This window comes from Lysinibacillus parviboronicapiens (genome assembly GCF_003049575.1).
Classification (GTDB): Bacteria; Bacillota; Bacilli; order Bacillales_A; family Planococcaceae; genus Lysinibacillus; species Lysinibacillus parviboronicapiens.
Genome location: NZ_PYWI01000027.1, coordinates 33,478 through 55,213 on the forward strand (window position 1 = coordinate 33,478; position 21,736 = coordinate 55,213).

General features: G+C 37.6%; 24 protein-coding genes and 1 rRNA gene. 1 reads left to right on the top strand and 24 read right to left on the bottom strand.

What is annotated here, in order from left to right; translation table 11 throughout:
* Positions 1-104: 104 nt before the first annotated feature.
* The 13 genes from C9J35_RS18450 to metG form a co-directional block, all read right to left on the bottom strand.
* Positions 105-1,064: a ribose-phosphate diphosphokinase gene (locus C9J35_RS18450; RefSeq protein ID WP_107925817.1), complete on the bottom strand. Its 960-nt coding sequence runs from the start codon at positions 1,062-1,064 to the stop codon at positions 105-107.
* A gap of 24 nt (positions 1,065-1,088) precedes the next feature.
* Positions 1,089-2,459: a bifunctional UDP-N-acetylglucosamine diphosphorylase/glucosamine-1-phosphate N-acetyltransferase GlmU gene (glmU, locus tag C9J35_RS18455; RefSeq protein WP_107925820.1), complete on the bottom strand. Its 1,371-nt coding sequence runs from the start codon at positions 2,457-2,459 to the stop codon at positions 1,089-1,091.
* A gap of 271 nt (positions 2,460-2,730) precedes the next feature.
* Positions 2,731-3,024: a septation regulator SpoVG gene (gene spoVG / locus C9J35_RS18460; protein WP_054768430.1), complete on the bottom strand. Its 294-nt coding sequence runs from the start codon at positions 3,022-3,024 to the stop codon at positions 2,731-2,733.
* Between the two features lie 238 nt (positions 3,025-3,262).
* Positions 3,263-3,637, bottom strand: a complete 375-nt coding sequence (locus C9J35_RS18465; RefSeq protein ID WP_054768429.1) for a RidA family protein — start codon at positions 3,635-3,637, stop codon at positions 3,263-3,265.
* A gap of 3 nt (positions 3,638-3,640) precedes the next feature.
* Positions 3,641-4,468, bottom strand: coding sequence for a pur operon repressor (purR, locus tag C9J35_RS18470; RefSeq protein WP_054768428.1), 828 nt, complete (start codon positions 4,466-4,468; stop codon positions 3,641-3,643).
* A 56-nt stretch (positions 4,469-4,524) separates the two neighbouring features.
* Positions 4,525-5,391 carry a 4-(cytidine 5'-diphospho)-2-C-methyl-D-erythritol kinase gene (ispE, locus tag C9J35_RS18475; protein WP_107925822.1) on the bottom strand — a complete coding sequence of 289 codons (867 nt, stop codon included), beginning with the start codon at positions 5,389-5,391 and terminating at the stop codon, positions 4,525-4,527.
* Positions 5,392-5,698: 307 nt separating this feature from the next.
* The gene (locus C9J35_RS18480) at positions 5,699-5,881 is read right to left on the bottom strand and encodes a small, acid-soluble spore protein, alpha/beta type (protein ID WP_010857022.1); all 183 of its coding nucleotides are present in this window, start codon (positions 5,879-5,881) and stop codon (positions 5,699-5,701) included.
* A 113-nt stretch (positions 5,882-5,994) separates the two neighbouring features.
* Positions 5,995-6,255, bottom strand: a complete 261-nt coding sequence (veg, locus tag C9J35_RS18485) for a biofilm formation stimulator Veg (protein ID WP_010857021.1) — start codon at positions 6,253-6,255, stop codon at positions 5,995-5,997.
* 154 nt (positions 6,256-6,409) lie between these two features.
* Entirely contained in the window at positions 6,410-7,291 is an 882-nt protein-coding gene (gene rsmA / locus C9J35_RS18490; protein ID WP_107925824.1) for a 16S rRNA (adenine(1518)-N(6)/adenine(1519)-N(6))-dimethyltransferase RsmA, read from the bottom strand.
* Complete coding sequence (gene rnmV / locus C9J35_RS18495) at positions 7,284-7,850, bottom strand: ribonuclease M5 (protein WP_107925826.1); 567 nt, start codon at positions 7,848-7,850, stop codon at positions 7,284-7,286. The genes rsmA and rnmV overlap by 8 nt, the downstream gene beginning before the upstream one ends.
* Before the next feature lie 166 nt (positions 7,851-8,016).
* Positions 8,017-9,228 carry a resuscitation-promoting factor gene (locus C9J35_RS18500; RefSeq protein WP_107925828.1) on the bottom strand — a complete coding sequence of 404 codons (1,212 nt, stop codon included), beginning with the start codon at positions 9,226-9,228 and terminating at the stop codon, positions 8,017-8,019.
* A gap of 135 nt (positions 9,229-9,363) precedes the next feature.
* Complete coding sequence (locus tag C9J35_RS18505; protein WP_107925830.1) at positions 9,364-10,134, bottom strand: TatD family hydrolase; 771 nt, start codon at positions 10,132-10,134, stop codon at positions 9,364-9,366.
* 253 nt (positions 10,135-10,387) lie between these two features.
* Complete coding sequence (metG, locus tag C9J35_RS18510; protein ID WP_438941214.1) at positions 10,388-12,379, bottom strand: methionine--tRNA ligase; 1,992 nt, start codon at positions 12,377-12,379, stop codon at positions 10,388-10,390.
* Between the two features lie 331 nt (positions 12,380-12,710).
* On the opposite strand from metG, the gene abrB reads away from it, so the two are divergent.
* Positions 12,711-12,989: a transition state genes transcriptional regulator AbrB gene (gene abrB / locus C9J35_RS18515; protein ID WP_010857015.1), complete on the top strand. Its 279-nt coding sequence runs from the start codon at positions 12,711-12,713 to the stop codon at positions 12,987-12,989.
* A 290-nt stretch (positions 12,990-13,279) separates the two neighbouring features.
* Here the strand turns inward: abrB and rsmI are convergent, their stop codons facing one another.
* From rsmI to rrf, 11 genes are all read right to left on the bottom strand, one after another.
* The gene (gene rsmI / locus C9J35_RS18520) at positions 13,280-14,155 is read right to left on the bottom strand and encodes a 16S rRNA (cytidine(1402)-2'-O)-methyltransferase (RefSeq protein ID WP_107925834.1); all 876 of its coding nucleotides are present in this window, start codon (positions 14,153-14,155) and stop codon (positions 13,280-13,282) included.
* Positions 14,152-14,415, bottom strand: a complete 264-nt coding sequence (locus C9J35_RS18525) for a GIY-YIG nuclease family protein (protein ID WP_107925836.1) — start codon at positions 14,413-14,415, stop codon at positions 14,152-14,154. The genes rsmI and C9J35_RS18525 overlap by 4 nt, the downstream gene beginning before the upstream one ends.
* Complete coding sequence (locus tag C9J35_RS18530) at positions 14,399-15,148, bottom strand: tRNA1(Val) (adenine(37)-N6)-methyltransferase (protein ID WP_107925838.1); 750 nt, start codon at positions 15,146-15,148, stop codon at positions 14,399-14,401. The genes C9J35_RS18525 and C9J35_RS18530 overlap by 17 nt, the downstream gene beginning before the upstream one ends.
* A 63-nt stretch (positions 15,149-15,211) precedes the next feature.
* A complete protein-coding gene (gene yabA, locus C9J35_RS18535) occupies positions 15,212-15,568 on the bottom strand; it encodes a DNA replication initiation control protein YabA (RefSeq protein ID WP_054768426.1) in 357 nt (118 codons plus the stop codon).
* 26 nt (positions 15,569-15,594) lie between these two features.
* Positions 15,595-16,410 (bottom strand): PSP1 domain-containing protein, encoded by an 816-nt coding sequence (locus tag C9J35_RS18540; RefSeq protein WP_107925840.1) that lies wholly within the window; start codon positions 16,408-16,410, stop codon positions 15,595-15,597.
* A complete protein-coding gene (gene holB / locus C9J35_RS18545) occupies positions 16,403-17,407 on the bottom strand; it encodes a DNA polymerase III subunit delta' (protein ID WP_107925849.1) in 1,005 nt (334 codons plus the stop codon). The genes C9J35_RS18540 and holB overlap by 8 nt, the downstream gene beginning before the upstream one ends.
* Before the next feature lie 452 nt (positions 17,408-17,859).
* A complete protein-coding gene (locus C9J35_RS18550) occupies positions 17,860-18,300 on the bottom strand; it encodes a YaaR family protein (RefSeq protein WP_054768425.1) in 441 nt (146 codons plus the stop codon).
* A 151-nt stretch (positions 18,301-18,451) separates the two neighbouring features.
* Positions 18,452-18,781, bottom strand: a complete 330-nt coding sequence (darA, locus tag C9J35_RS18555; protein ID WP_010857007.1) for a cyclic di-AMP receptor DarA — start codon at positions 18,779-18,781, stop codon at positions 18,452-18,454.
* 136 nt (positions 18,782-18,917) lie between these two features.
* Positions 18,918-19,547, bottom strand: coding sequence for a dTMP kinase (gene tmk, locus C9J35_RS18560; protein ID WP_107925842.1), 630 nt, complete (start codon positions 19,545-19,547; stop codon positions 18,918-18,920).
* A 17-nt stretch (positions 19,548-19,564) separates the two neighbouring features.
* Entirely contained in the window at positions 19,565-20,989 is a 1,425-nt protein-coding gene (locus C9J35_RS18565) for an aminotransferase class I/II-fold pyridoxal phosphate-dependent enzyme (RefSeq protein WP_107925844.1), read from the bottom strand.
* 366 nt (positions 20,990-21,355) lie between these two features.
* Positions 21,356-21,471: ribosomal RNA gene (rrf, locus tag C9J35_RS18570) — 5S ribosomal RNA — on the bottom strand.
* Positions 21,472-21,736 lie beyond the last annotated feature (265 nt).

The following is a 21,736-nucleotide window of genomic DNA, read 5'->3' on the forward strand; positions in this document are numbered from 1 at the left end:
TGCTAAGTTCTTCGATTGTTTAGCCATTGAATAAGCTATTAACGTATAGAAACAGTTATAGCATGCATGTACAATTTAATAAGAATAATTAGATATGATTAATATTAATCAAATAAAGTACTCACTGATTTATTTTCGTAAACACGAGAAATTGCATCTGCCATTAATTTAGCTACTGAAAGCTCTGTAATTTTCGGAGATTTTTTCTCATCAGAAAGCTGAATTGTATTCGTTACAACGAGTTCCTTAATTGCTGAGTTTTCGATACGTTCGATTGCTGGACCTGATAGTACAGGGTGTGAGCAGCAAGCATAAACTTCTTTTGCACCAGCAGCACGCAATGCATCTGCACCGATAGTAATTGTTCCTGCAGTATCGATAATATCATCAATCAAGATTGCCACTTTACCGTCAACATTACCTACGATGTTCATCACTTCTGCAACATTTGGTTTAGGACGGCGCTTATCAATAATAGCAATTGGTGCTTTTAAGCGTTCTGCCATTTTACGAGCACGAGTTACACCGCCATGGTCAGGAGAAACAATAACAATTTCTTCTGTAGGGATACCTTTAGATTTGAAGTAATCAGAAAGTAAAGGTACTGCCATTAAGTGGTCGATTAAAATATCGAAGAACCCTTGGATTTGTGGTGCATGTAAATCTAATACGATGACACGCGTTGCACCAGCCGTTTCAAGTAAGTTTGCCACTAATTTAGCTGTAATTGGCTCACGTGCTTTTGCTTTACGGTCTTGACGAGCATAACCATAGTAAGGCATTACAACGTTAACTGTACGAGCAGATGCACGTTTAACCGCATCTACCATTATTAAAAGCTCCATTAAATGTTCGTTTACAGGTGCAGAAGTTGACTGCACGATAAACACGTCACAACCACGAATACTTTCTTCAATACTAATTTGAATCTCTCCATCGCTGAAGTGTTTCACAGAAGATTTACCTAATTCAACACCCATTTCTTGCGCAATTTCTTGAGCAAGCGGATTGTTAGAGTTAAGTGAGAATATTTTTAATTGTGAGTTTGCATATTGATACGGCATGATGGCCTCCTGTTTAGTTGATAATTATTTTGAATTTAATTTGCTTACATAATTCGGTTTGTTTTCTTGTCTTGCACGGGCGATTGCCAATGCATCTTCAGGAACTTCTTTTGTAATTGTAGATCCCGCTGCAATAAATGAACCTTTACCAATCTTTACTGGTGCAACTAGATTAGTATTACATCCTACAAATACATCATCTTCAATAATTGTTTGGAACTTATTTTTCCCATCATAATTCACTGTAATGGAACCACAGCCAATATTGACGTTACTTCCTATTTCAGCATCACCAATATAGCTTAAATGCGATACTTTCGTGTCATTCCCTAGCTTACTTTTCTTCACTTCTACAAAGTTGCCTATTTTTACATGGCTACCTATATCAGAAAGTGGGCGGATGTTGGCAAACGGCCCAATAGCTGTATCTTCCGCTATAGCGCTTTCACGCACAACAGATGAATGCACAGAAGTTCGATCACCGACACGGCTATCTATGATTTGCGTGTTCGGTCCAATGATACAATCTTCACCAATTACAGTTGCGCCTTCTATCATACAGCCCGGTTGAATTACCGTATCACAACCAATAACTGCATCTGAGCTAATGTACGTAGCCTCAGGGTTAGTAATTGTTACACCGTTGCGCATATGGCGTTCATTAATACGTGCGCGCATTAATGTCTCTGCTTGTGACAAAGCAACACGATCATTAACACCTAGTGTTTCCTCAAAATCTTCTGTTACAAATGCTTCGACGATGTTACCTTGTTTTTGTAAAAGTTCGATCACGTCAGGTAAGTAGTACTCACCTTGTACGTTATCGTTTTTTACAAGTTTTAAAGTCTCAAATAACATTTTGTTATCGAAGCAATAAGTGCCCGTATTAATTTCCTTCACAAGTTGTTGCTCTGTAGTAGCATCCTTTTGCTCCACAATTTGCTCCACTTGTCCATTGTCGCCACGTAAAATACGACCATAGCCTGTAGGATTTTCTGCAACAGCTGTTAAAATTGTCGCCTTGGCATTTTTAGCTTGGTGATGTTCGAACAAAGCCTTCATTGTTTCAGGACGAATAAGAGGTGTATCACCGCATACAACTAATGTTGTACCTTCTTCATTACCTAGAATAGCCTCTGCCTGTTGAACAGCATGTGCCGTGCCTAACTGTTCTGCTTGTAAAACATACTCACTTTTGTCACCAAGTTGTTGTTGCACTTTTTCTGCACCATGTCCAACAACCGTTACGATGCGATTAACACCTACGGTTTGAATGTGATCCACTACATGTTGTACCATGGGTTTCCCACAAACTGGATGTAGTACTTTATATAATTTGGACTTCATACGTGTACCTTGACCTGCAGCCAAAATGACAGCAAAAATGTTGCTCATCTGTAAGTCCTCCAATACGCTCATTTTCTCTTATGACTATATAGCAAAATTCAACTCATTTCAAGGCATGTTGACTTGACAAATCGATGAATTCCTAATTCAATCACGCCTTATGCTCGAATGTTATTATGTATGCCCTAAATTTGCACTTTTTCGTTTTTTTCGCAAAATAAAAAGAACTCCTCATTCTGAAGAATTCTTTTTATTAGCTTTCACCAAAAATATGATAAATTGTCAAAAGCTCTTTAAGTGTACATTAAATATCATTTTACTAGACGCCAATTCCTTCTAATTCTTCTGTCTCTTCAGCTTCGTTAGAATTGTGATACGCATGTAAAATAATCTCTTGAATTTTATTGCGTGTAGTAGAATTGATAGGATGTGCAATATCCCTAAATTCTCCATCGGGTGTACGTTTACTAGGCATAGCGACGAACAAGCCTGTATTGCCATCAATTACACGAATATCATGTACCACGAACTCATTGTCGAGTGTAATGGAAGCAATCGCACGCATGCGGCCATCCGTTTGTACACGACGTAATCTTACATCAGTAACTTCCATTTTCTCACCACCTCTCTTCTTAGATGCCTAAATGAAAATATTATATTCTGCATTACCGAATATTTTCCTTTTCATAGTCTACCAAATTTTCTAAAAAATTTGAATACTTCATTTATAATTTGCTATAATATTTTCTCTAATTTACGGAAAGTTTGACAATTGTTTGTCAACTATCCTTCTCGTTACTAAAAAAACCCTTTGAAAGAACTTGCATTCTTTCAAAGAGTTTTCATTATTTTTACTTTACAATGGCAATAACTTCAATTTCTACTTTTACGTCCTTTGGTAAACGTGCTACTTCTACAGCTGAGCGAGCTGGCTTATGTTCTCCAAAATGACTAGCATATACTTCGTTCATCGCAACAAAATCATTCATATCTTTCATAAAGACTGTTGTTTTTACTACATTGTCTAGTGATGATCCTGCAGCTTCTAATACCGCCTTTAGATTAGCAAACACTTGGTGTGTTTGCGCGACAATATCTCCGTCCACTAATTCACCTGTTGCCGTTAGCGGAATTTGACCTGAACTATAAAACATGCCATTCACGATAATTCCTTGCGCGTATGGTCCGATTGCTGCTGGTGCATTCGTTGTTGCTACTACATTCATTTGTCATTTCTCCCTTTTTGAAAAATAATTACCTTCGCTTAATGCAATTGTACGGTCTTTTTCATTTACTTCATGAAGCTTCACAAGTGAGTAATAATCATCTACTAACGTTTCATCTGCATGTTCAGCTTCTACAAGCACGGCAATGCCTGCTAATTGGCAGTCAAATTCCTCTAATAGATTTTTCATGCCATTCATCGTACCACCGACCTTCATAAAGTCATCAGTGATAAGTACACGTTGGCCACTCTTCATGCTTCTTTTTGATAATACCATTGTCTGAATTCTTCTGGAAGAACCAGATACGTAGTTTATACTTACAGTAGAACCTTCCGTAACCTTACTATCTCTTCTCACAACGACAACAGGTACATTCAAATGTCTCGCAATAGCATGGGCAATTGAAATTCCTTTTGTAGCTACGGTCATAATAACATCTATTTGTTGATCAGCAAATGCAGATGCAAACACCTTTCCTACCCGATTAATTAAATCCGGGTTGCCCAGTAAATCTGTCATAAATAAATAACCACCTGGCAATAATCGATCTGAATGCTCTAATTCTGCCTTTAAATCCTGTATGACTAATCGAACTTCAGCTTCGGACATTTTAGGGATATACTTTACTCCCCCTGCAGCGCCCGGCACTGTCATCAATAACCCGATTCCTTTTTCTTCGAAAGTTTCTTTTACAATCGTTAAATCTTCACTAATCGAAGACTTTGCAGATTGATATAGTTCTGAAAAATAAGTTAGCGGGATCAGCTGATGTGGATGTTCTAGTAAATAGTACGTCATATCAACTAGTCGTTCACTACGTTTCCATTTCATGCGACCCTCTCCTAAACACGAATATTTATAGGTAAAATTAACACAATTATGCGTTTTTAAGCAAGCGTATTTCGCTCTCCTAATATACGCACAGCATATACTTCTTCGCAAAAACCACGTAAACCATTATAAATACGGCTTACACGAGCTTCACTATCCACGAGACCAAACACCGTAGGGCCGCTTCCGCTCATTAATGTCGCATCTGCTCCAAAGCGCTTCATTTGTTCTTTTAACATAACAACCTCTGGATGCAACTCAAATGTTACAGTTTCCAAAACATTTCCTAATGATGCACAAAGTAGCTCATAATCTTCTGTCTCAATTGCTTGAATCATTTGCTTAGTATTTGGATGCGCCAACCCTTCAACTTTTAACCCACCATATACTTCTGCTGTTGATACGCCTATTTTTGGCTTAGCTAACACAACCCAACAGTTTGGTGGTGCAGGCAATTCTTGAATTTTTTCCCCGCGCCCTGTTGCGAGTGCTGTGCCCCCGTATACACAAAATGAAACATCTGAACCGATTTTAGCTCCTAACTCGGCTAATTCATCTATTGATAAATCTAAATTCCACAGCTCATTTAAGCCCTTCAATGTAGCCGCTGCATCACTACTACCACCTGCAAGACCTGCCGCAATAGGTATTTCTTTTTCAATTGTAATGGATACACCTTGTCCAATGCCGTATGTATCTTTAATAAGACGCGCTGCCTGATAAGCAAAATTACGGTGGTCATTTGGTACAAAATTATCAGTAGAGATAATTTCAATTACACCATCTTCTCGAGACTCTAAGCTAATACGATCTGCCAAATCGACAGTCGTCATGACCATCTCCACTTCGTGATAATTATCTGGTCGTTTATATAGCACATCTAATGTTAAATTAATTTTCGCAGGCGCCTTTACATAAAGCATCTTACTTCCTCCCTCATAACAACAGCACGTATCAATTTCGCCTTGGCGTAATTACGTCCGGATTTTGAATTATGCATGCACAATTAACTCCTTTCAAAATCCGTGACATCCACGTCACTTTTGGCGCAAGATTATTTCATTTTATTTTACCATAATGGGATAACGAAAACTGAAAAAAAGAACCGTTTACCTTCTACGGCATAACGGTTCTCTTTCGTCAGTTGTTTTGTTGTGTTGACAAAGGTTGTTTTCCCCTTGTCGTAGAACGAAGTAAATTTGATAAATAGTCTAAGCTTTATTCATTAAACTACTTATTACGCTCTTGCTCACTACTTGCTCGTTCTGCCATTTCAATGGCACGTTTCACCATATTACCAGCATCTCGAGCTTTTATGCCGCCCCAGCCTTCTCTTTCCACAACATCATAAAATCCAAGTTCTTTGGCGATCTCTTCTTTTAATCGAGGTGACATGATACCTTTTCTAGGCATATAAACTCCTCCTTTTACAACTGACGAATTTAGTATGCCCGGTAAAACGAAAAACACTCATGCAGTTTTTAACATGCATGAGTGTTTCAAAATATAGAAATAAGTACTAGAAACTATTTTGCGACAGCAGCCTGTGCTTCGTCTAAAAATGTAATCTCTACTGCTTCAGTTAAAATATCTGTGTAGCTATACGATACGCGCTTGCACGTATTGTCTTCTTGATCAAGCTCGACTACGAAGATTGCACGATATGTTTCACGCAATATCCCTGCACACTCGACCGTTTTCTTGCGACCACCGTTTGCTTTCAACTGCAAACGTTTACCCAAATGACAATCCAACGACTTTTTAATGTCCGCTAAAGTTTTTGGCATTTTCGCTTACACCTCACTAATAAATAGTATAAGCGATACGCCCAAAAATGTCAACAAAATATAATATTTTATCAGTCAACAATAATTGTTGTCAACTTATTTTTAATGAAAAAATATATTTTTTTCATACTTCATGAAAATGTTAACAAATTTTTTACTTTGCAAAGGTTGGATAAAGGTTGTCCGCTAATTTTCCAAACTCAATAATAGAAAGCGTTTCACCACGACGTGTAGGCTCAATTTCTGCAGCTGCTAATGCTTCTAATATTTTTTCTTTATGTGCCTTGCCGTTTGGTAAACCTGACTGTAAATTATTGAAAATTGTTTTACGACGCTGTACGAACGATGCACGTGTTACAACAAAAAGAAAATCTTCATTAATGACTTTTACGGGTGGTTCATTATGTTTAATAAGACGTATAACAGCAGAGTCTACATTTGGCTGTGGCATAAATACAGTTTTCGGTACCGTCATGGCAATTTCAGCCTTTACATAATATTGGATGGCAATCGATAACGAGCCGTATTCCTTCGTTCCTGGCTTAGCTGTTATACGGTCTGCTACTTCCTTTTGCATCATTACCACAAAGCCTCGAATCGGCAAACGGTCATTTAATAATTTCAATAAAATAGGTGTTGTTACATAGTAAGGTAAATTTGCCACGACCATGATATCATCAATACCCGGCATTTCCTCTTCTATTACCTTTGCCACATCCGCCTTTAAAATATCCGAATGAATGATCGACACATTATTATATGGGCTTAATGTATCTTCTAGTACTGGTAATAAACGTTGATCGATTTCAAAAGAAACGACTTTTTTGGCGCTCCGAGCTAAATGCTCTGTTAATGCACCAATACCAGGGCCAACTTCAATGGCACCACTATTTTCAGTTAAGTTTGCATGGCTAACAATGTTTCGTAAAATGTTTGGATCAATTAAAAAATTTTGTCCTAAGCTCTTTTTAAATGAAAATCCATATTTCTTTAAAATTTCCTGTGTTCGAACCGGCGTTGCTATATCCTTATGCATTATTTTCCTCCTGATCTAACTGTGCGACAGCCGCACCAAATTGCTGTTCCGTTATTTGAAACATTTTTAATCTTTTATGAAGTTGTTTGCCGTTTGTTGCGCCGATGTTCAAAATCTCACCTAGACGGTCACGGCGTGCTTTTGCCCGTGGATGGCCAATTAAATAGGCTGTCATTAAATCTTCTAGTGTGATGTCATCAGCGATTGGATTTTCAGTATTCGGGGTATAGACTAGTTGTAAAGCCGCGCGAATATCTTCATCTGCGGCATGCTCAATCCCTAAGCCTTTACCGTTTTTCGCAATGGTTTTAGCTTTTGGCAAAAAAGCATGTTTTACTCCTTCTATACGCTGCTCGATAATTGCACGAATTCGACGTCCTGGATAATCTGGGTCAGTAAAAACAATCACACCGCGTTTATCCTGTGCATGTTGAATACGTTTCAGTGTCTCTTCTGAAATTGCAGATCCATTTGTCTCAATTGTATCTGCTTGAACAGCTCGTTTAATGGCTGTTGTATCATCTTTTCCTTCAACGACAATGATTTCTTGTATTTGCAAAAAGGCTCCTCTTTTCTACCTTATCTTCTGACCATTTTACAACTGCCCTGTAGGATTGTACAGAAATACTCAGCTCTTTGGTTATATACGTAAAAAAGCTTTCCTGCCAGTCAATACAGGAAAGCAATGCTAAGTGAATAACATTTTGATATATTTTACAAATTTTTTAATTTAATACTTTAACGCGCACTTTCTTACGTCCCCACTTACGTGCTTGGGTATCTGATTGTACTAGTATGTCGATCTTATTACCCTTAATTGAGCCGCCAGTATCCCCAGCAATCGCTGTTCCATAGCCCTCAACCCATACTTTTGAGCCAAGCTTAATAACAGACGGATCTACTGCAATTACTTTCAAGCCAGAATCCGATCGTAAATTAATGCCTGTAGCCGATGTTCCCGAACAACCTTTACAATAAGGCGTATAAGCTGTTGCAGTTACATAAAATTCTTTCCCACTAGCTGGCTCAGATGAACCACGTGATAAAGTCGTTGCACTCGCTACAACAGTTTTAGTACCCACTGAAACTACTTTCTTAGTTGGCTCTTTTATTACTTTTTCAGATTGTAGATTTTTCGTAACAATCTTTCCATTTTCTTTCACGACTTCATACGTTCGAGAAATAGAACCTTTCTCGCCCGCTGTTACCACCTTTTCTTTTCCCTTTTGCAAAGAAGCGTCCTGCTTCTTTTCAACTGCGAAATCTAAAGAGTCTTCCACTACATCGATAACCTTTTCTACGCGAACTATTGCGATTTTACTCTCTGGAGTGATAACGTCCTCCAGGTTATTCTCGACACGATCGAATTCATTTAACTGAACTCCCTGTTGTTTTAAAAAGTTAGCGACCGTAGTCGAAGTGGACCAAACTTGTCTTTTCTCTAAGCCATCGACAAGCGCTACCTGAAACGCTTTTTGAATTTCGATTTTGTTATCTGCTCCTACTTCTGTATCCAAACCTTGAACTAATGTGTCGTGCTCTGATACTTCGATATTGGCATCCTTCAAAATGTTCTTCACTAGTTTTTCAGTTGTCCAAACTTTTGACTGATTTCCGTCAACTGAAATGGTTACTTCTTTTGCCTGTTCCCATGTAATTGCTATTCCGTTAACAATTTTGGTGTTCAGAGAGGGTGATATTTTGTCATGCGCTGCTACATCTATGTTTTGATTTTGTAAAAATTCTTCTACAGTTTTGGCATGTGTTGCTGCTTCAATTGCTTCCCCGTTAGCGTCAAGCGTTACGGTTTTTTTGGTACCTTGAAAAAGCACGAATGCTATTACAGTTACAAACAGGACAAGTGTAGTAATTCTTATCACTGTTTGCTTACTCCTCAATGATCCTAAGAACAAGTTTTTCATGGAATTATTTGACATGAAAAAACGCCTCCTTAATACAAAGTTGGATTATACGGACTAGATTTAACACTGTCAACCCAAATGTATTTCAAAAAAAATGACTGGGTTTTTTTAAGCCCACCACAAATCCAGTATTGGAGGCATCTCAACTCGTTAAACGTCAATCCCAAAAAATTTTTTTGCATTGGCTGTAGTTTCCTTCGCTACATCCTCAATTGATAACCCTTTTAAACGGGCGATTTCTTCAGCAACTAAAGGCACTAATGCTGGCTCATTACGCTTCCCACGATAAGGATGTGGAGCTAAATACGGGGCATCTGTTTCAATCATAAGATGCTCTAAAGGTATCTCTGTTGCGACTTCCTTTGGCATACGAGCATTTTTAAAGGTCACAGGTCCCCCTAAACTAATCATAAAATTCATAGCAATACATGCACGAGCAGTTTCCACACTGCCACTATAACAGTGCATAACTCCTCCCACAGATGCGGCATTTTCTTCACGTAAAATTTGTACAACATCACCTGTAGCATCTCTATTATGGATTACAATCGGTAATTTTACTTTTTGCGCTAAATGAATTTGTTTACGAAATAGTGCTTGTTGAACCCCTTTTGGAGATTTATCCCAATAATAGTCCAACCCAGTTTCACCAATACCAACAACTTTAGGATGTGCTGCTAAATTTTCAATCCATTTCAAATCCTCTTCGGTACAATCGACCGCGTCAACAGGATGCCAACCAATAACACCATAAATAAAATCATGTTGCTCAATCAGTTCCATTGTTTTCTCGATTGTTTTACGATCGAAACCAACCACAACCATTGTCTCAACCTTAGCTTCAAGTGCTCTATTAATTACCTCTTGTAAATCTTCTTCATACAGATCTGCATTCAAGTGTACATGTGTATCGATGAACATTGTCATTCTCCTATCACTGATTTTATTAAAAAATATTATTTCATACTTTGCATAGACATTACAAATTCGTTACAAAGAATTCATCATTGTGACAATTCGCTTATTCGACATCAAGCTTTATATTACTATATACCCATAAAAATCCATTAAATTACGTCTGTAAATTATTTTAAAATAACAAAACAACTAATTTACATGTTGATTGGAAAGGCCTGCTGAATTTTTTCCCATTCAGCAGGCCTTTCTTGTTTTTTTACTTTACTTTTGCACCATTTTCAAGTTTTGAATCAACTGTTGCTAATTTTAAAATCCCATCTTTTTCACCAGCTAAAATCATTCCTTGCGATAATTCACCACGTAATTTAACTGGTTTTAAGTTTGTTACCACAATAACTTTTTGACCGATTAGCTCGTCTGCAGAATAGAACTTAGCAATTCCCGAAACTACTTGACGTTGCTCATATCCTAGGTCTACTTGGAGCTTTAATAATTTGTCTGCTTTCGGTACAGATTCACACGCTGTAATCGTTGCTACTCGTAAATCTATTTTCATAAAATCATCAATAGTAATTTCAGGAATTTCTGGAATCTCTTCAGCTGCTTGCTCTGCTTTTGGTTCTTCGTCTTGAGAGGTTTTCACAGAACCACGCATTTCCTCTCGTATATAGGCAATTTCGATTTCACTATCTAAACGAGGGAAAATAGGAATACCTTTATCTACCACTTTAATGTTTGCTGGAATAGTATTGCCGAATGTTTCAATTGTTTCCCATGCTAAGAATTTATCATCTAAGCCGAGCTGGTCAATAATGCGTAACGGAGTAGATGTCATGAATGGTTGTAACATGACAGCAATTTGGTGCAAGCTTTCTGCCAAATTACGCATAACGGCCCCTAATTTTGGTTTGTCTGTGTCATCTTTTGCTAATACCCATGGTTGTGTTTCGTCAATATATTTATTGGTACGTGAAACGAGCGTCCATAAGTCAGCTAGTACGACACTAAATTGCATTTTTTCCATACTTTCTTCATATTTAATACGCACAGATTCTGCTTGCTCTTTTAATGCCCTATCAAATTCTGTCGGTTGTAGATTTTCTGCAGGTATAATACCGTCAAAATATTTGTTTATCATAGAAATTGTTCGGTTTAATAAATTTCCCAAGTCATTAGCCAAGTCGAAATTTGTACGCTCAACAAATGACTCTGGTGAAAATACACCATCAGAGCCAAACGGTAGTTCGCGCAATAAGAAATAACGGGTAGCATCTAATCCATAACGTTCAATTAACATTTCAGGATAGACAACGTTACCCTTTGATTTAGACATTTTACCATCCTTCATCATAATGAAACCGTGTGCAAACACTTTTTTCGGTAATGGTAAATCCAATGCCATTAAGAAAATTGGCCAATAGATCGTATGGAAGCGCACGATGTCTTTCCCTACAACATGTACATCCGCTGGCCAGTATTTGTTGAATAATGTTTCATCCTCTGAAAGATAACCTAAAGATGTAATATAGTTAGTTAACGCATCCACCCATACATAAATAACGTGCTTAGGATCCCCTGGTACTTTAATGCCCCAATCAAATGAAGTTCTTGAAACAGATAAATCTTCAAGTCCTGGTTTAATAAAGTTGTTAATCATTTCATTTTTACGAGATTCCGGTTCAATGAATTCAGGGTTTTCTTCATAGTATGCTAATAGACGATTTGCGTATTTCTTCATATTAAAGAAATACGACTCTTCTTTTACTTTGTGAACAGGACGTCCACAATCTGGACAGTTGCCCTCTACTAATTGTGTCTCCGTAAAGAATGATTCACAAGGTGTGCAGTACCACCCTTCGTATTCACCTTTATAAATATCACCATTATCCAAAAACTTTTGGAAAATCTTTTCGACAGCTTTCTTATGACGCTCCTCTGTAGTTTGGATGAAATCATCATATGAGATGTCCATCAAAGACCAAAGCTTTTTCGCAGTATCGGCAATCTCATTAACATATTCTTGAGGATGTTTACCCGCTTCAGCAGCTTTTTCTTGAATCTTTTGACCATGTTCGTCCATCCCAGTTAAAAATCGAACATCATATCCGCGTAAACGTTTGTAGCGTGCAATAGTATCAGAAGCTACTGTCGTATACGCGGTACCGATATGAAATTTCCCACTTGGATAGTAAATCGGGGTTGTTATATAGAATGTTTTGTTTTGTTCGTTCACGAGAACTGCCTCCATTGTTTCACAGTATAATATCTATTCTATCGAAGTACCAAATTCGTTTCAATGAAAGTTTATTGAATGCGAAAATTGTCGAATAATATATTAATCCATATAATGTATTTTTAAAGAAGCTTTTTTACTATAAATTTAAATCTATAATAAAAACCTTTTAAAAAAACCAAAATATCTGTTTTCTTCTCAGAAATTTTTACATTTAAAAAATTAATGCTGTATTAATTAATTGACGTTTATGGCATTACTTGGTATGATAACTATCAGACAAAGAAATAATGTCGAAATTTGACGAAACGCCAATATAACTTTTATTTTCAGGAGGAAAAAAATTATGAAATCAACAGGAATCGTTCGTAAAGTCGATGAATTAGGTCGTGTTGTAATTCCTATCGAACTTCGCCGTACATTAGGTATTGCTGAAAAAGACGCTTTAGAAATCTATGTGGATGATGACAAAATCATCTTAAAGAAATATATGCCTAATATGACTTGCGCTGTTACTGGTGAAGTTTCTGATGATAACTTCCGTCTAGTTGGAGGCAAATTAATTTTAAGTCCCGAAGGCGCAGAAATGTTAATGAATGAAATCCAAAACAACTTAAAAAAATAGTTTCTTTCATACACCTAAATCGACAACAGGGATTTAGGTGTTCTTTTTATTATTTGCTAAAAACTTCTTTTTTATATAGGTGAATCTAATTTTAATCATTCTTAAGTAGAACTACATTGACTTATATTGTCCATGTCAGACTTCTCTTACTTAACATTACTCCTTTTTACAATTATTATCAATTTAGAGTTTATCCATTTTATATAAAAGTGCAATCATATAATGTACGATTGAAGAAAAATTTCTTTAAACTAAAAAAAGTTGCCTCATTAGAGACAACTCATTCCATATTACTCGCTATGGTATTCGTTATAAATTTCACGTTTAGCAACTTGACGTAATTTCGCTACTTCTTTTATTGCTTCTTTTGAAGTCACACCCGATTCAGCTATCACATAATCGACATGTTCAACAACTGTCATTTTTTCCCAATACACTTCTTCTGTAATTTCTTCTTCTGCATTGCTATTTCCTTCAAGAACAATACAAAATTCTCCTCTGATTTCTTCAGATTGAGACCATGCTACCGCTTCTGTTAATGTACCACGTAGAAATTCCTCGAATTTCTTTGTTAGCTCCCGTGCTAGTACAATACGACGATTCCCGAGGATGAGTTCCATATCCTTTAATGTTTCCTTAATTCGATGAGGTGCCTCATAAAATAAAATAGTTTCTTGGCGTTTTTTTAACTCCTCCAATTGCTGTCGGCGTTCTTTTTTGCCACGGTTTAAAAAGCCATAAAAGAAAAAGGGTTGCGGTGTTAAACCTGAAGCAATTAATGCTGATATTGCGGCATTTGCTCCTGGTACAGGCACAACTGCAAAACCTTCTTCAATTGCTTTTTCCACAATATCTGCACCTGGGTCAGAAATACAAGGTAATCCCGCATCACTTACTAATGCCACTATTTTTCCTTCACGTAAGAAGCCTAAAAGCTTTTCCCCTCCCACGTTTATATTATGTTCATGATAACTCACCAGCGATGTTTCAATTTCAAAATAATTGCATAGTTTTTTCGTATTGCGTGTATCCTCCGCAGCAATAACATCTGCTTCCTTTAGGATACGTAGTGCACGTACACTCATATCCTCTAAATTACCAATGGGTGTCGCTACTAGATATAAACATCCACCATGATCATGCATCGTACTTTTTTGAGATTTCACGATTCATTCCTCCCTATATACTTTATCTTTTGGGTCCGTGTTAATTGCTTAAATGCATATTCGGCACGCATTGCCTCTTGTTTTGTCTCAAAGGCTTCTACATAAATACATTTCACTGGACCTCTTGCTCTTGTATATTTTGCACCCTTACCTGCATTATGTGTTGCAACGCGTTTTTCTACATTATTTGTATAGCCCGCATAATACGACTGATCCGCACATTCTAGTACGTAGAAAAAATGTCTATTGTTTTTTTCCATAAAGCATTTCTTGCACTTCAATTGTATATTCATTATTTTCATTGTACACATAAACAGGTGGTAAAATTTTCAAATCTGGTTTACCATCTTTAATTCCTTCTATTAATAATGTATTGGCCTCCTTACCCTCTTTCGGATAAATAAGCTGCATACGTTTGGGCTCTAATCGGTTTGCACGCATAGCTGTGACAATATCAAGTAAACGACCCGGACGATGAACAAATGCTGCTTTTCCACCCTGTTTTAATAATTTACTTGTAGATTGAACTGCTTCTTCTAGTGTTAAATGAAGTTCATGACGTGCAATGGCATAATGCTCACTTAGATTCTTATCGCTCGCTTCATGTGCTAAGAAATATGGAGGGTTACAAGTCACAACATCATATTTCTCAATACCAAGTTGCGATGGAATTTGCTTCACATCACCAAGCACCATTTGAATTTGTTTCTGTAATTTATTGTATTGAATACTACGCTCTGCCATATCAAACAAACGAGGCTGTAGTTCTACTCCAGTAATGTGCCCCTTAGTTCGTGCACTTAAAAATAGTGGAATTACGCCATTTCCCGAACATAAATCAACAATGTTCCCTTTATGATATGGTACATTGACAAATTTCGAAAGTAGTACTGCATCCAATGAAAAAGAGAAAACAGAAGGGCTCTGGATTATACGTAAATCCTCTGCCAATAAGTAGTCGAGCCTTTCATCATCCTTTAACCAATTTTCCATAATCCTTCCTCCTACTATACAAAACAAAAGACTGATACCACCGAAGCGGGAATCAGTCTTCCATTACACATTTTGTTTATTTAAAAATGATAGACAAAACAGGCAATCTTCACCTTTACGTGAACTACCAAAGTGCACATGACAAACATGGAAACCTTCTTGGTATAAACGTGCTAAGTTATCATATCCCTCGCCTATATCTAATGGATTCGCTTTCTTCTCATCTGCAGCTTGTACGATGTTTTCTTTCGAAAGCAGTTCTTCTAGACGTGAACGAAGGTGATGATTTTCTGTTTCGAGTGCCTTATGTTCTTCCATCATTAGCGCTACAAATTGCTTCAATGCACCAAATTGCTCCTGCATTGCTTCGAGCTGTTGTTCGAACTCCATAACGGTATCTAAGAAATTACGGTCCTTCACCCAAGCCACCTCGTTAATTCTCTATCTTAAATAAGATTTTTTTCGCCTGCTAGTAGTTCCTCTAATGTATACTCAGCTGTACGCTCTTGCTCTTGTAAATATACTTGAATGAGTCTTTCCAGCACATTTAAACCTACTACTTTACCACGGCCATCTGGTGTCATTGTTATTTCACCAATGTCCGGCATACCTTCTTTAGCTTCTTCATATTCATCATTTTCGTACTTCAAACAGCACATTAAACGACCACAAAGCCCCGATATTTTTGAAGGATTTAAAGATAGGTTTTGATCTTTTGCCATTTTTATAGAAACCGGCTCAAAATCACCCAAAAATGTTGAACAGCATAGCATACGACCGCAAGGACCAATACCACCCAATAGCTTTGCTTCATCACGAACACCTATTTGGCGGAGCTCAATACGCGTTCTAAAAACAGAGGCTAAATCTTTTACAAGATCCCTGAAATCAACACGCCCCTCTGCTGTGAAATAAAAGATGATTTTATTACGATCAAAAGTATATTCAACATCAACAAGCTTCATTTCTAATTTATGCTCGATGATTTTTGTACTTGCTAGTTCAAATGCCCGCTTTGACTCCGCTGTATTTTCCTCAACTTGTATACGGTCACGTTCATCAGCTGGCCGTAGTACTTGTTTAAGTGGTAAGACAACATCATTATCTCCCACTACTTTTTGAGGAACAACAACTTTCCCGTATTCTACACCGCGAGCTGTCTCTACTATGACATATTGGCTGTCTTCTAGTAGAAATGATGCTGGATCAAAATAATATATTTTACCCGCTTTTTTAAAGCGGACTCCCACTACATTATACAAATGTATATCCCTCCTGCAGATTTAGCATTAGCTGCTCCATCATTAACGTCCTATTCATGTTACGCTGTAAAGATGCGCGAGCCTGTAAAATGGCCTCCATTTGACTAGACAGGCGTTCGTAAGTCGAATGTAACGCAGTTTCTTTAAAAGACTGTAACATGTCTGGATAAGTACAAGCTGCTTCGGGATTAGCTTTTATTGACACTATATCACGGTAAGCAAATAGTAGTAAATCCAATGCTTGCTCCATCTCGCTTTTTTCTTTAAACAGTGGCAACCATTCTTCGTGTACAACGAGCATCGCTTCATGTACATTTTGACGGATTGCCTCTAATAATTTTAACACTGTTTTTCGAGCATGTGCAAACTGCTCATCATTTGCTAAAAAAATAGCTGTTTCGAGCTCGTTTGTCATCATGCTCACTGTAGAAGCCATCGAGTGAGGAATATTGTTTTCCTGCAAATGCTTTAGCAATACTTGGCGCGGCATTTTTTGAAATTTTATATGCTGACAGCGCGAGCGTATTGTGGGTAAAATAGACTGCATTTGCTCTGTCAATAAAATAGCTGTCACTTCTCCATCTGGTTCCTCTAAAAACTTTAATATCATGTTTGCAGAAGCAATGTTGAGACGGTCTGCATGGTGAAGTACGTAGATTTTACGCCCTTCCTCAACACCCACCATCTTCATTTCTGCAATCAGTTCTCTGACTTGATCAATCTTAATAAATTGACCATCCGGATAAATTTGATGAATATTAGGGTGATTTCCCGAATCAACACGTCTGCAATTTCGACATGTTTCACATGGAACATTTTGATGTGGGTGCTCACATAGCATTAATTTGACAAAAAATTGCATGATATCAACTTTTCCTGTCCCTTTTTCACCATCAAAAATATATGCATGGGCTAATCTATTTTTGTCAAAAATAGTTTGAAGCTGTTTCATTACGACTGGTTGTAGTGTGAATAGCTCTTCAACATTCTTGGCCATTGTCATTAAATTCCTTCCTCTATCAACTACGCCTTGGCGTAATTGTACCTGTCGCTATGCTGTCGGTACAAATTCCATGTGCTACTGACGCTTTGTTATCACTTCATTGTTGCAAGGATAAGCAATATGTCAGAAATTTTAAATGTGTTAAAGTTAACACATTGTTGGCCATTTTAGTAATACTACTTTACGTGGTATTACGGTTAGCCATTGTGCCTGCCGTCAAACTAGTTTCTCGCAGTCAGACACACAACATTAATCTCTCGTTCGATAAAGTACCTTTAAACTAACTATCTCTAGCTATTTTCAAGATTCTTTACACCCCGTTGGTGGCTAGGTTTCGTCCTGCAACTGTAAATGCGTATAATTTTATAAAATTATTTAACCCCTGTGGGATTCTTGCTGAATATATTTGAAAAAAGCCCGCGCCTACAAGTGAAAAGACACGGGTTTTACATATATAAATTAATTAATAAGCCTTTAATCTCACCGATTTTATCGAGAAGGTCTATTGCTTCTTTTTCTTCATCTAAAAGGTCCTGTGCAAGCTCCACAAGGCGCGTATCGATCGTTTCGATTATTTTTAAACGCCTTCCTTCACCAAAGCGATTCCAAGTATGTGATTGTTTTAATTCCATACCATGTTCTACAGTTTCTTGTAAGAAACGCTTTACAAGCATTTTGAATCGAGCAAGTTCACGTAAATTGCGGGATCTTGCAACGCGATCTCCAGCAGTAGAAATATCTCCTAATAAACGTGTGAGCTGTTCAGTCTGCAGTTTAGAACCTTGTTTGACGACCATATCACCAAATCGGTTATTTTGATTATTATTTTGTAGTGGCTCTTTGCGATTAGTATTTAACCCAACACGTAGATCTTGATTGATTTTCAAGCTGTACTCGCCCCCACTTACTGTCTTCTCAAATTCGCTTTAGCACGAACTCGCCCTTTATCTTTACTGAATCTATCATAGAAAGTCTCGCATCTTGAATTAAAACTTTTGTGACGCGCTCGGTATATGTTAAATACATTACTTAGTAAAATTAAAAATGGTGAAATTGTTCAATTGGTAAAACAAATACCGTAGCGCCCCCTACCTCTACCTCCACAGGATAAGGTATATAAGAATCTGCGTTACCGCCTAATGGCGAAACAGGTGCAACCATTTGTTCTCGTGCTCGACAATTATCACGGATTATATCTAAAACTTTAGGTATGAGGGAGTCTTCCGTTCCTATGAGAAACGTCGTATTACCAGAGCGTAAAAAGCCTCCTGTACTCGCTAACTTTGTTGCGCGAAACTGATTTTTCGTTAAAGCATTCGATAAGCGGCTACTATCCTGATCTTGCACCACAGCTACGACTAACTTCATTCGCACTCACCCCTTTTATAAAATTAACCTTAATCGGTTTTAAAATTGTTTCATGTTAATTTTGTTTTAGTAACATCTAATAAAACTTAATTAGATGTTACCATTATATCACAATACGGTAGACAACTTCACATTTTTACTGCATTGCCTCAGACAACAATGACCATACATCTTCAACAACACGCTCAATATTTTGGTCTGCATTGACTACATATATACGTTCAGGGTAACGTTCGACTAATTGTAAATACCCTTCACGAACCTTTTCATGGAAAGCCAAGCTTTCAACGTCTAAACGATTCACTTCTCGCTCTCCATGTGCATGTATACGTGCTAAACCAACCGCTGGTGCAAGATCAAATAAAATTGTCATATCCGGTAGTTTCTTCCCGATGGCAAATTCATTAATAGATAGTACTTCTTCTACACCTATACCACGTGCATATCCTTGATAAGCTAATGAAGAATCGATAAAGCGATCGCATATAACCAACCTACCAGCATCCAATGCTGGTCGAACTTTTTCAAAATAATGCTGACTTCTTGCTGCAGCATATAATAACGCTTCCGTACGTTCGTCCATCGCTGTATGTGCTGGGTTTAAAATAATGGTACGAATTTTTTCAGCAATCTCAATGCCACCTGGCTCTCTCGTAGCTAATACATCTATATTTTCTAGTGCCAATCGCTCGGCAATCTTTTGAATAACTGTTGTTTTCCCTGCACCTTCTGGACCTTCAAATGTTATAAATAAATTGCAATTCATGCTGTTATTGCCTCCAACTATTTAATGACCTCAATCATTTTTTCTTCTAAACGATGATTACCTTGGAAAGTTGCACCTGTTGCTAACAACTCTTCAAGCTGACTCAGCTTTGCCACTGTAATTTTTTCTCCTGGCACTAGTAATGGAATACCGGGAGGGTAAGGTATAATCATACTTGCAGCAATTCGCCCCATTGCTCGCATATATGGAAGCCATTCCTTATCTATATGAGCGATTTCTTCAAACGTGCGGATAGGCTCGGATATCGCTATAAAATTATAAGCCGTTTGCGTAGCGGTAAGTATATCCGTTTTTTCCGTCGATAATAACACGGTCACGGCATCTTTAATACGCACACGTATTTCGGCAAATGGATAGATATGTCCGTGCTTCAAGAGTGGTAATATGAGTAATACTTGATGAGCGTCGGCCAGCTCTGCATAAACCCGTTTCGTTTCTAATGCCTTTTGTAATTGAAAGCCACTATAACCATCCACACGAAGTAATAGCTTTAGAGGATCATCTACTTCAATGACTTGAAGCGAGCCAATGGCACGTAATGCTTCAACCCACTGATTTTTTTTCTCTATTATATATGCACCATCACTCTCCATATATGTCTGTACATAATAGCGTGCATCGTCTAATGATGCTAACAATAAATAAGACGGACTGCTAGATTGTAGCATACGTAAATAGTGATTAATTTTATCAACATCAACTAATTCTGAGTTAACATGCATAAACGATGCCATGGTCATGGCAGGCAATGTTTTATGAGCTGACTGTACAACAACATCTGCCCCGTATGTTAATGCAGAGGGCTGAAATAGTGCACAAGCGCTAAAATGCGCTCCATGTGCTTCATCTACCAAGACTGGTATCCTTTTTTCGTGACAATATGCAATCTGTTGTTGTATTTCTTTAGAAACCATACCGTAATAAGTTGGGTACGTTAAAACAACTGCCTTTGCCTCTGGATAATTATCTACTGCTTCTTTAAGATGTTCAAAGGAAATATGCGTGGCTGTTAATGTTTGCTCATCCCAAAACGGTGAAACATATACAGGCTTTGCTCCAATCAGCTCAATCGCATGAAAAATAGATTTGTGGGCATTACGTTGGACAAGTACTCGATCACCTTTTTTACATGTGGCATAAATCATTGCTAAATTCCCAACAGTCGTGCCTCCTACTAAAAAGAAACTCTTCATAGCTCCATATGTATTAGCTAGTAAATGTTCTGCCTCTAAAATCATTGTCTCTGGATTATGTAAATCATCCAGACCTGTTAATTCGGTCACATCATAACGCATTACATCTTTAAAAGCTTGAGGTAAGTGTGACAATTCTCCATGCTTATGACCTGGCACGTGAAAAGAAACATTTTGTTGTTGTCGAAAACGCTCTAATCCTTCCACAATTGGCTTTTTCTTTTGCAAAACTAGACACCCATTTCCGTTATATTGTCCTTTAATTATACGGGATTCCCGCAGGATAAAAAAGCTATCCTACAAAATAGGTAAGATAGTTCAATATACAAAGTAGATACCATTGTCGGCATATGTTTCTTTAAATGTAGCATTGACTTATACTTTTGCCATTCCAAGGGTATTGATTCTATTTCACTCAAGTATTGTAACGCATAGCTTTCTACTAATTCCTCTCTTTAGCTTATGCCAATAATCTACTTTTCAAACTTCGTTAATAGCAAACTCTCCTCATCCATTTCAATGATTTAAATGTAGGTTATTTATTATTTAAAACAAAAAAAAGACCAAAGATTTCTCTTTGATCTTTTCACATGTGCCTAGCGACGTCCTACTCTCACAGGGGGAAGCCCCCAACTACCATCGGCGCTAAAGAGCTTAACTTCCGTGTTCGGTATGGGAACGGGTGTGACCTCTTTGCCATCATCACTAGACTATTGTCGGCTTCCAATATACGCCGTCTTTCTTTGTCAGCTTCATTCGTTCAGTCAGTCACGTACTTAGGTACGCTCCTTCCTTCTCTCAATTGCTTCCTTGAACTACTCGTATCTTGAAACCCTCTTTTAGAAAGATGTTGTTCTTTCAAAACTGGATAAACGGTGCATTGAATGTTTCAAACATTTTGGTTAAGTCCTCGATCGATTAGTATTCGTCAGCTCCATGTGTCACCACACTTCCACCTCGAACCTATCTACCTCA

What these genes read in the sequence shown, in the direction of transcription:
- C9J35_RS18450 (WP_107925817.1), bottom strand. Translation starts at nt 1,064, where the DNA reads ATGCCGTATCAATATGCAAACTCACAATTAAAAATATTCTCACTTAAC.
- glmU (WP_107925820.1), bottom strand. Translation starts at nt 2,459, where the DNA reads ATGAGCAACATTTTTGCTGTCATTTTGGCTGCAGGTCAAGGTACACGT.
- spoVG (WP_054768430.1), bottom strand. Translation starts at nt 3,024, where the DNA reads ATGGAAGTTACTGATGTAAGATTACGTCGTGTACAAACGGATGGCCGC.
- C9J35_RS18465 (WP_054768429.1), bottom strand. Translation starts at nt 3,637, where the DNA reads ATGAATGTAGTAGCAACAACGAATGCACCAGCAGCAATCGGACCATAC.
- purR (WP_054768428.1), bottom strand. Translation starts at nt 4,468, where the DNA reads ATGAAATGGAAACGTAGTGAACGACTAGTTGATATGACGTACTATTTA.
- ispE (WP_107925822.1), bottom strand. Translation starts at nt 5,391, where the DNA reads ATGCTTTATGTAAAGGCGCCTGCGAAAATTAATTTAACATTAGATGTG.
- C9J35_RS18480 (WP_010857022.1), bottom strand. Translation starts at nt 5,881, where the DNA reads ATGCCTAGAAAAGGTATCATGTCACCTCGATTAAAAGAAGAGATCGCC.
- veg (WP_010857021.1), bottom strand. Translation starts at nt 6,255, where the DNA reads ATGCCAAAAACTTTAGCGGACATTAAAAAGTCGTTGGATTGTCATTTG.
- rsmA (WP_107925824.1), bottom strand. Translation starts at nt 7,291, where the DNA reads ATGCATAAGGATATAGCAACGCCGGTTCGAACACAGGAAATTTTAAAG.
- C9J35_RS18500 (WP_107925828.1), bottom strand. Translation starts at nt 9,228, where the DNA reads ATGTCAAATAATTCCATGAAAAACTTGTTCTTAGGATCATTGAGGAGT.
- C9J35_RS18505 (WP_107925830.1), bottom strand. Translation starts at nt 10,134, where the DNA reads ATGTTCATCGATACACATGTACACTTGAATGCAGATCTGTATGAAGAA.
- metG (WP_438941214.1), bottom strand. Translation starts at nt 12,379, where the DNA reads ATGGAGGCAGTTCTCGTGAACGAACAAAACAAAACATTCTATATAACA.
- abrB (WP_010857015.1), top strand. Translation starts at nt 12,711, where the DNA reads ATGAAATCAACAGGAATCGTTCGTAAAGTCGATGAATTAGGTCGTGTT.
- C9J35_RS18525 (WP_107925836.1), bottom strand. Translation starts at nt 14,415, where the DNA reads ATGGAAAAAAACAATAGACATTTTTTCTACGTACTAGAATGTGCGGAT.
- C9J35_RS18530 (WP_107925838.1), bottom strand. Translation starts at nt 15,148, where the DNA reads ATGGAAAATTGGTTAAAGGATGATGAAAGGCTCGACTACTTATTGGCA.
- holB (WP_107925849.1), bottom strand. Translation starts at nt 17,407, where the DNA reads ATGGCCAAGAATGTTGAAGAGCTATTCACACTACAACCAGTCGTAATG.
- darA (WP_010857007.1), bottom strand. Translation starts at nt 18,781, where the DNA reads ATGAAGTTAGTCGTAGCTGTGGTGCAAGATCAGGATAGTAGCCGCTTA.
- tmk (WP_107925842.1), bottom strand. Translation starts at nt 19,547, where the DNA reads ATGAATTGCAATTTATTTATAACATTTGAAGGTCCAGAAGGTGCAGGG.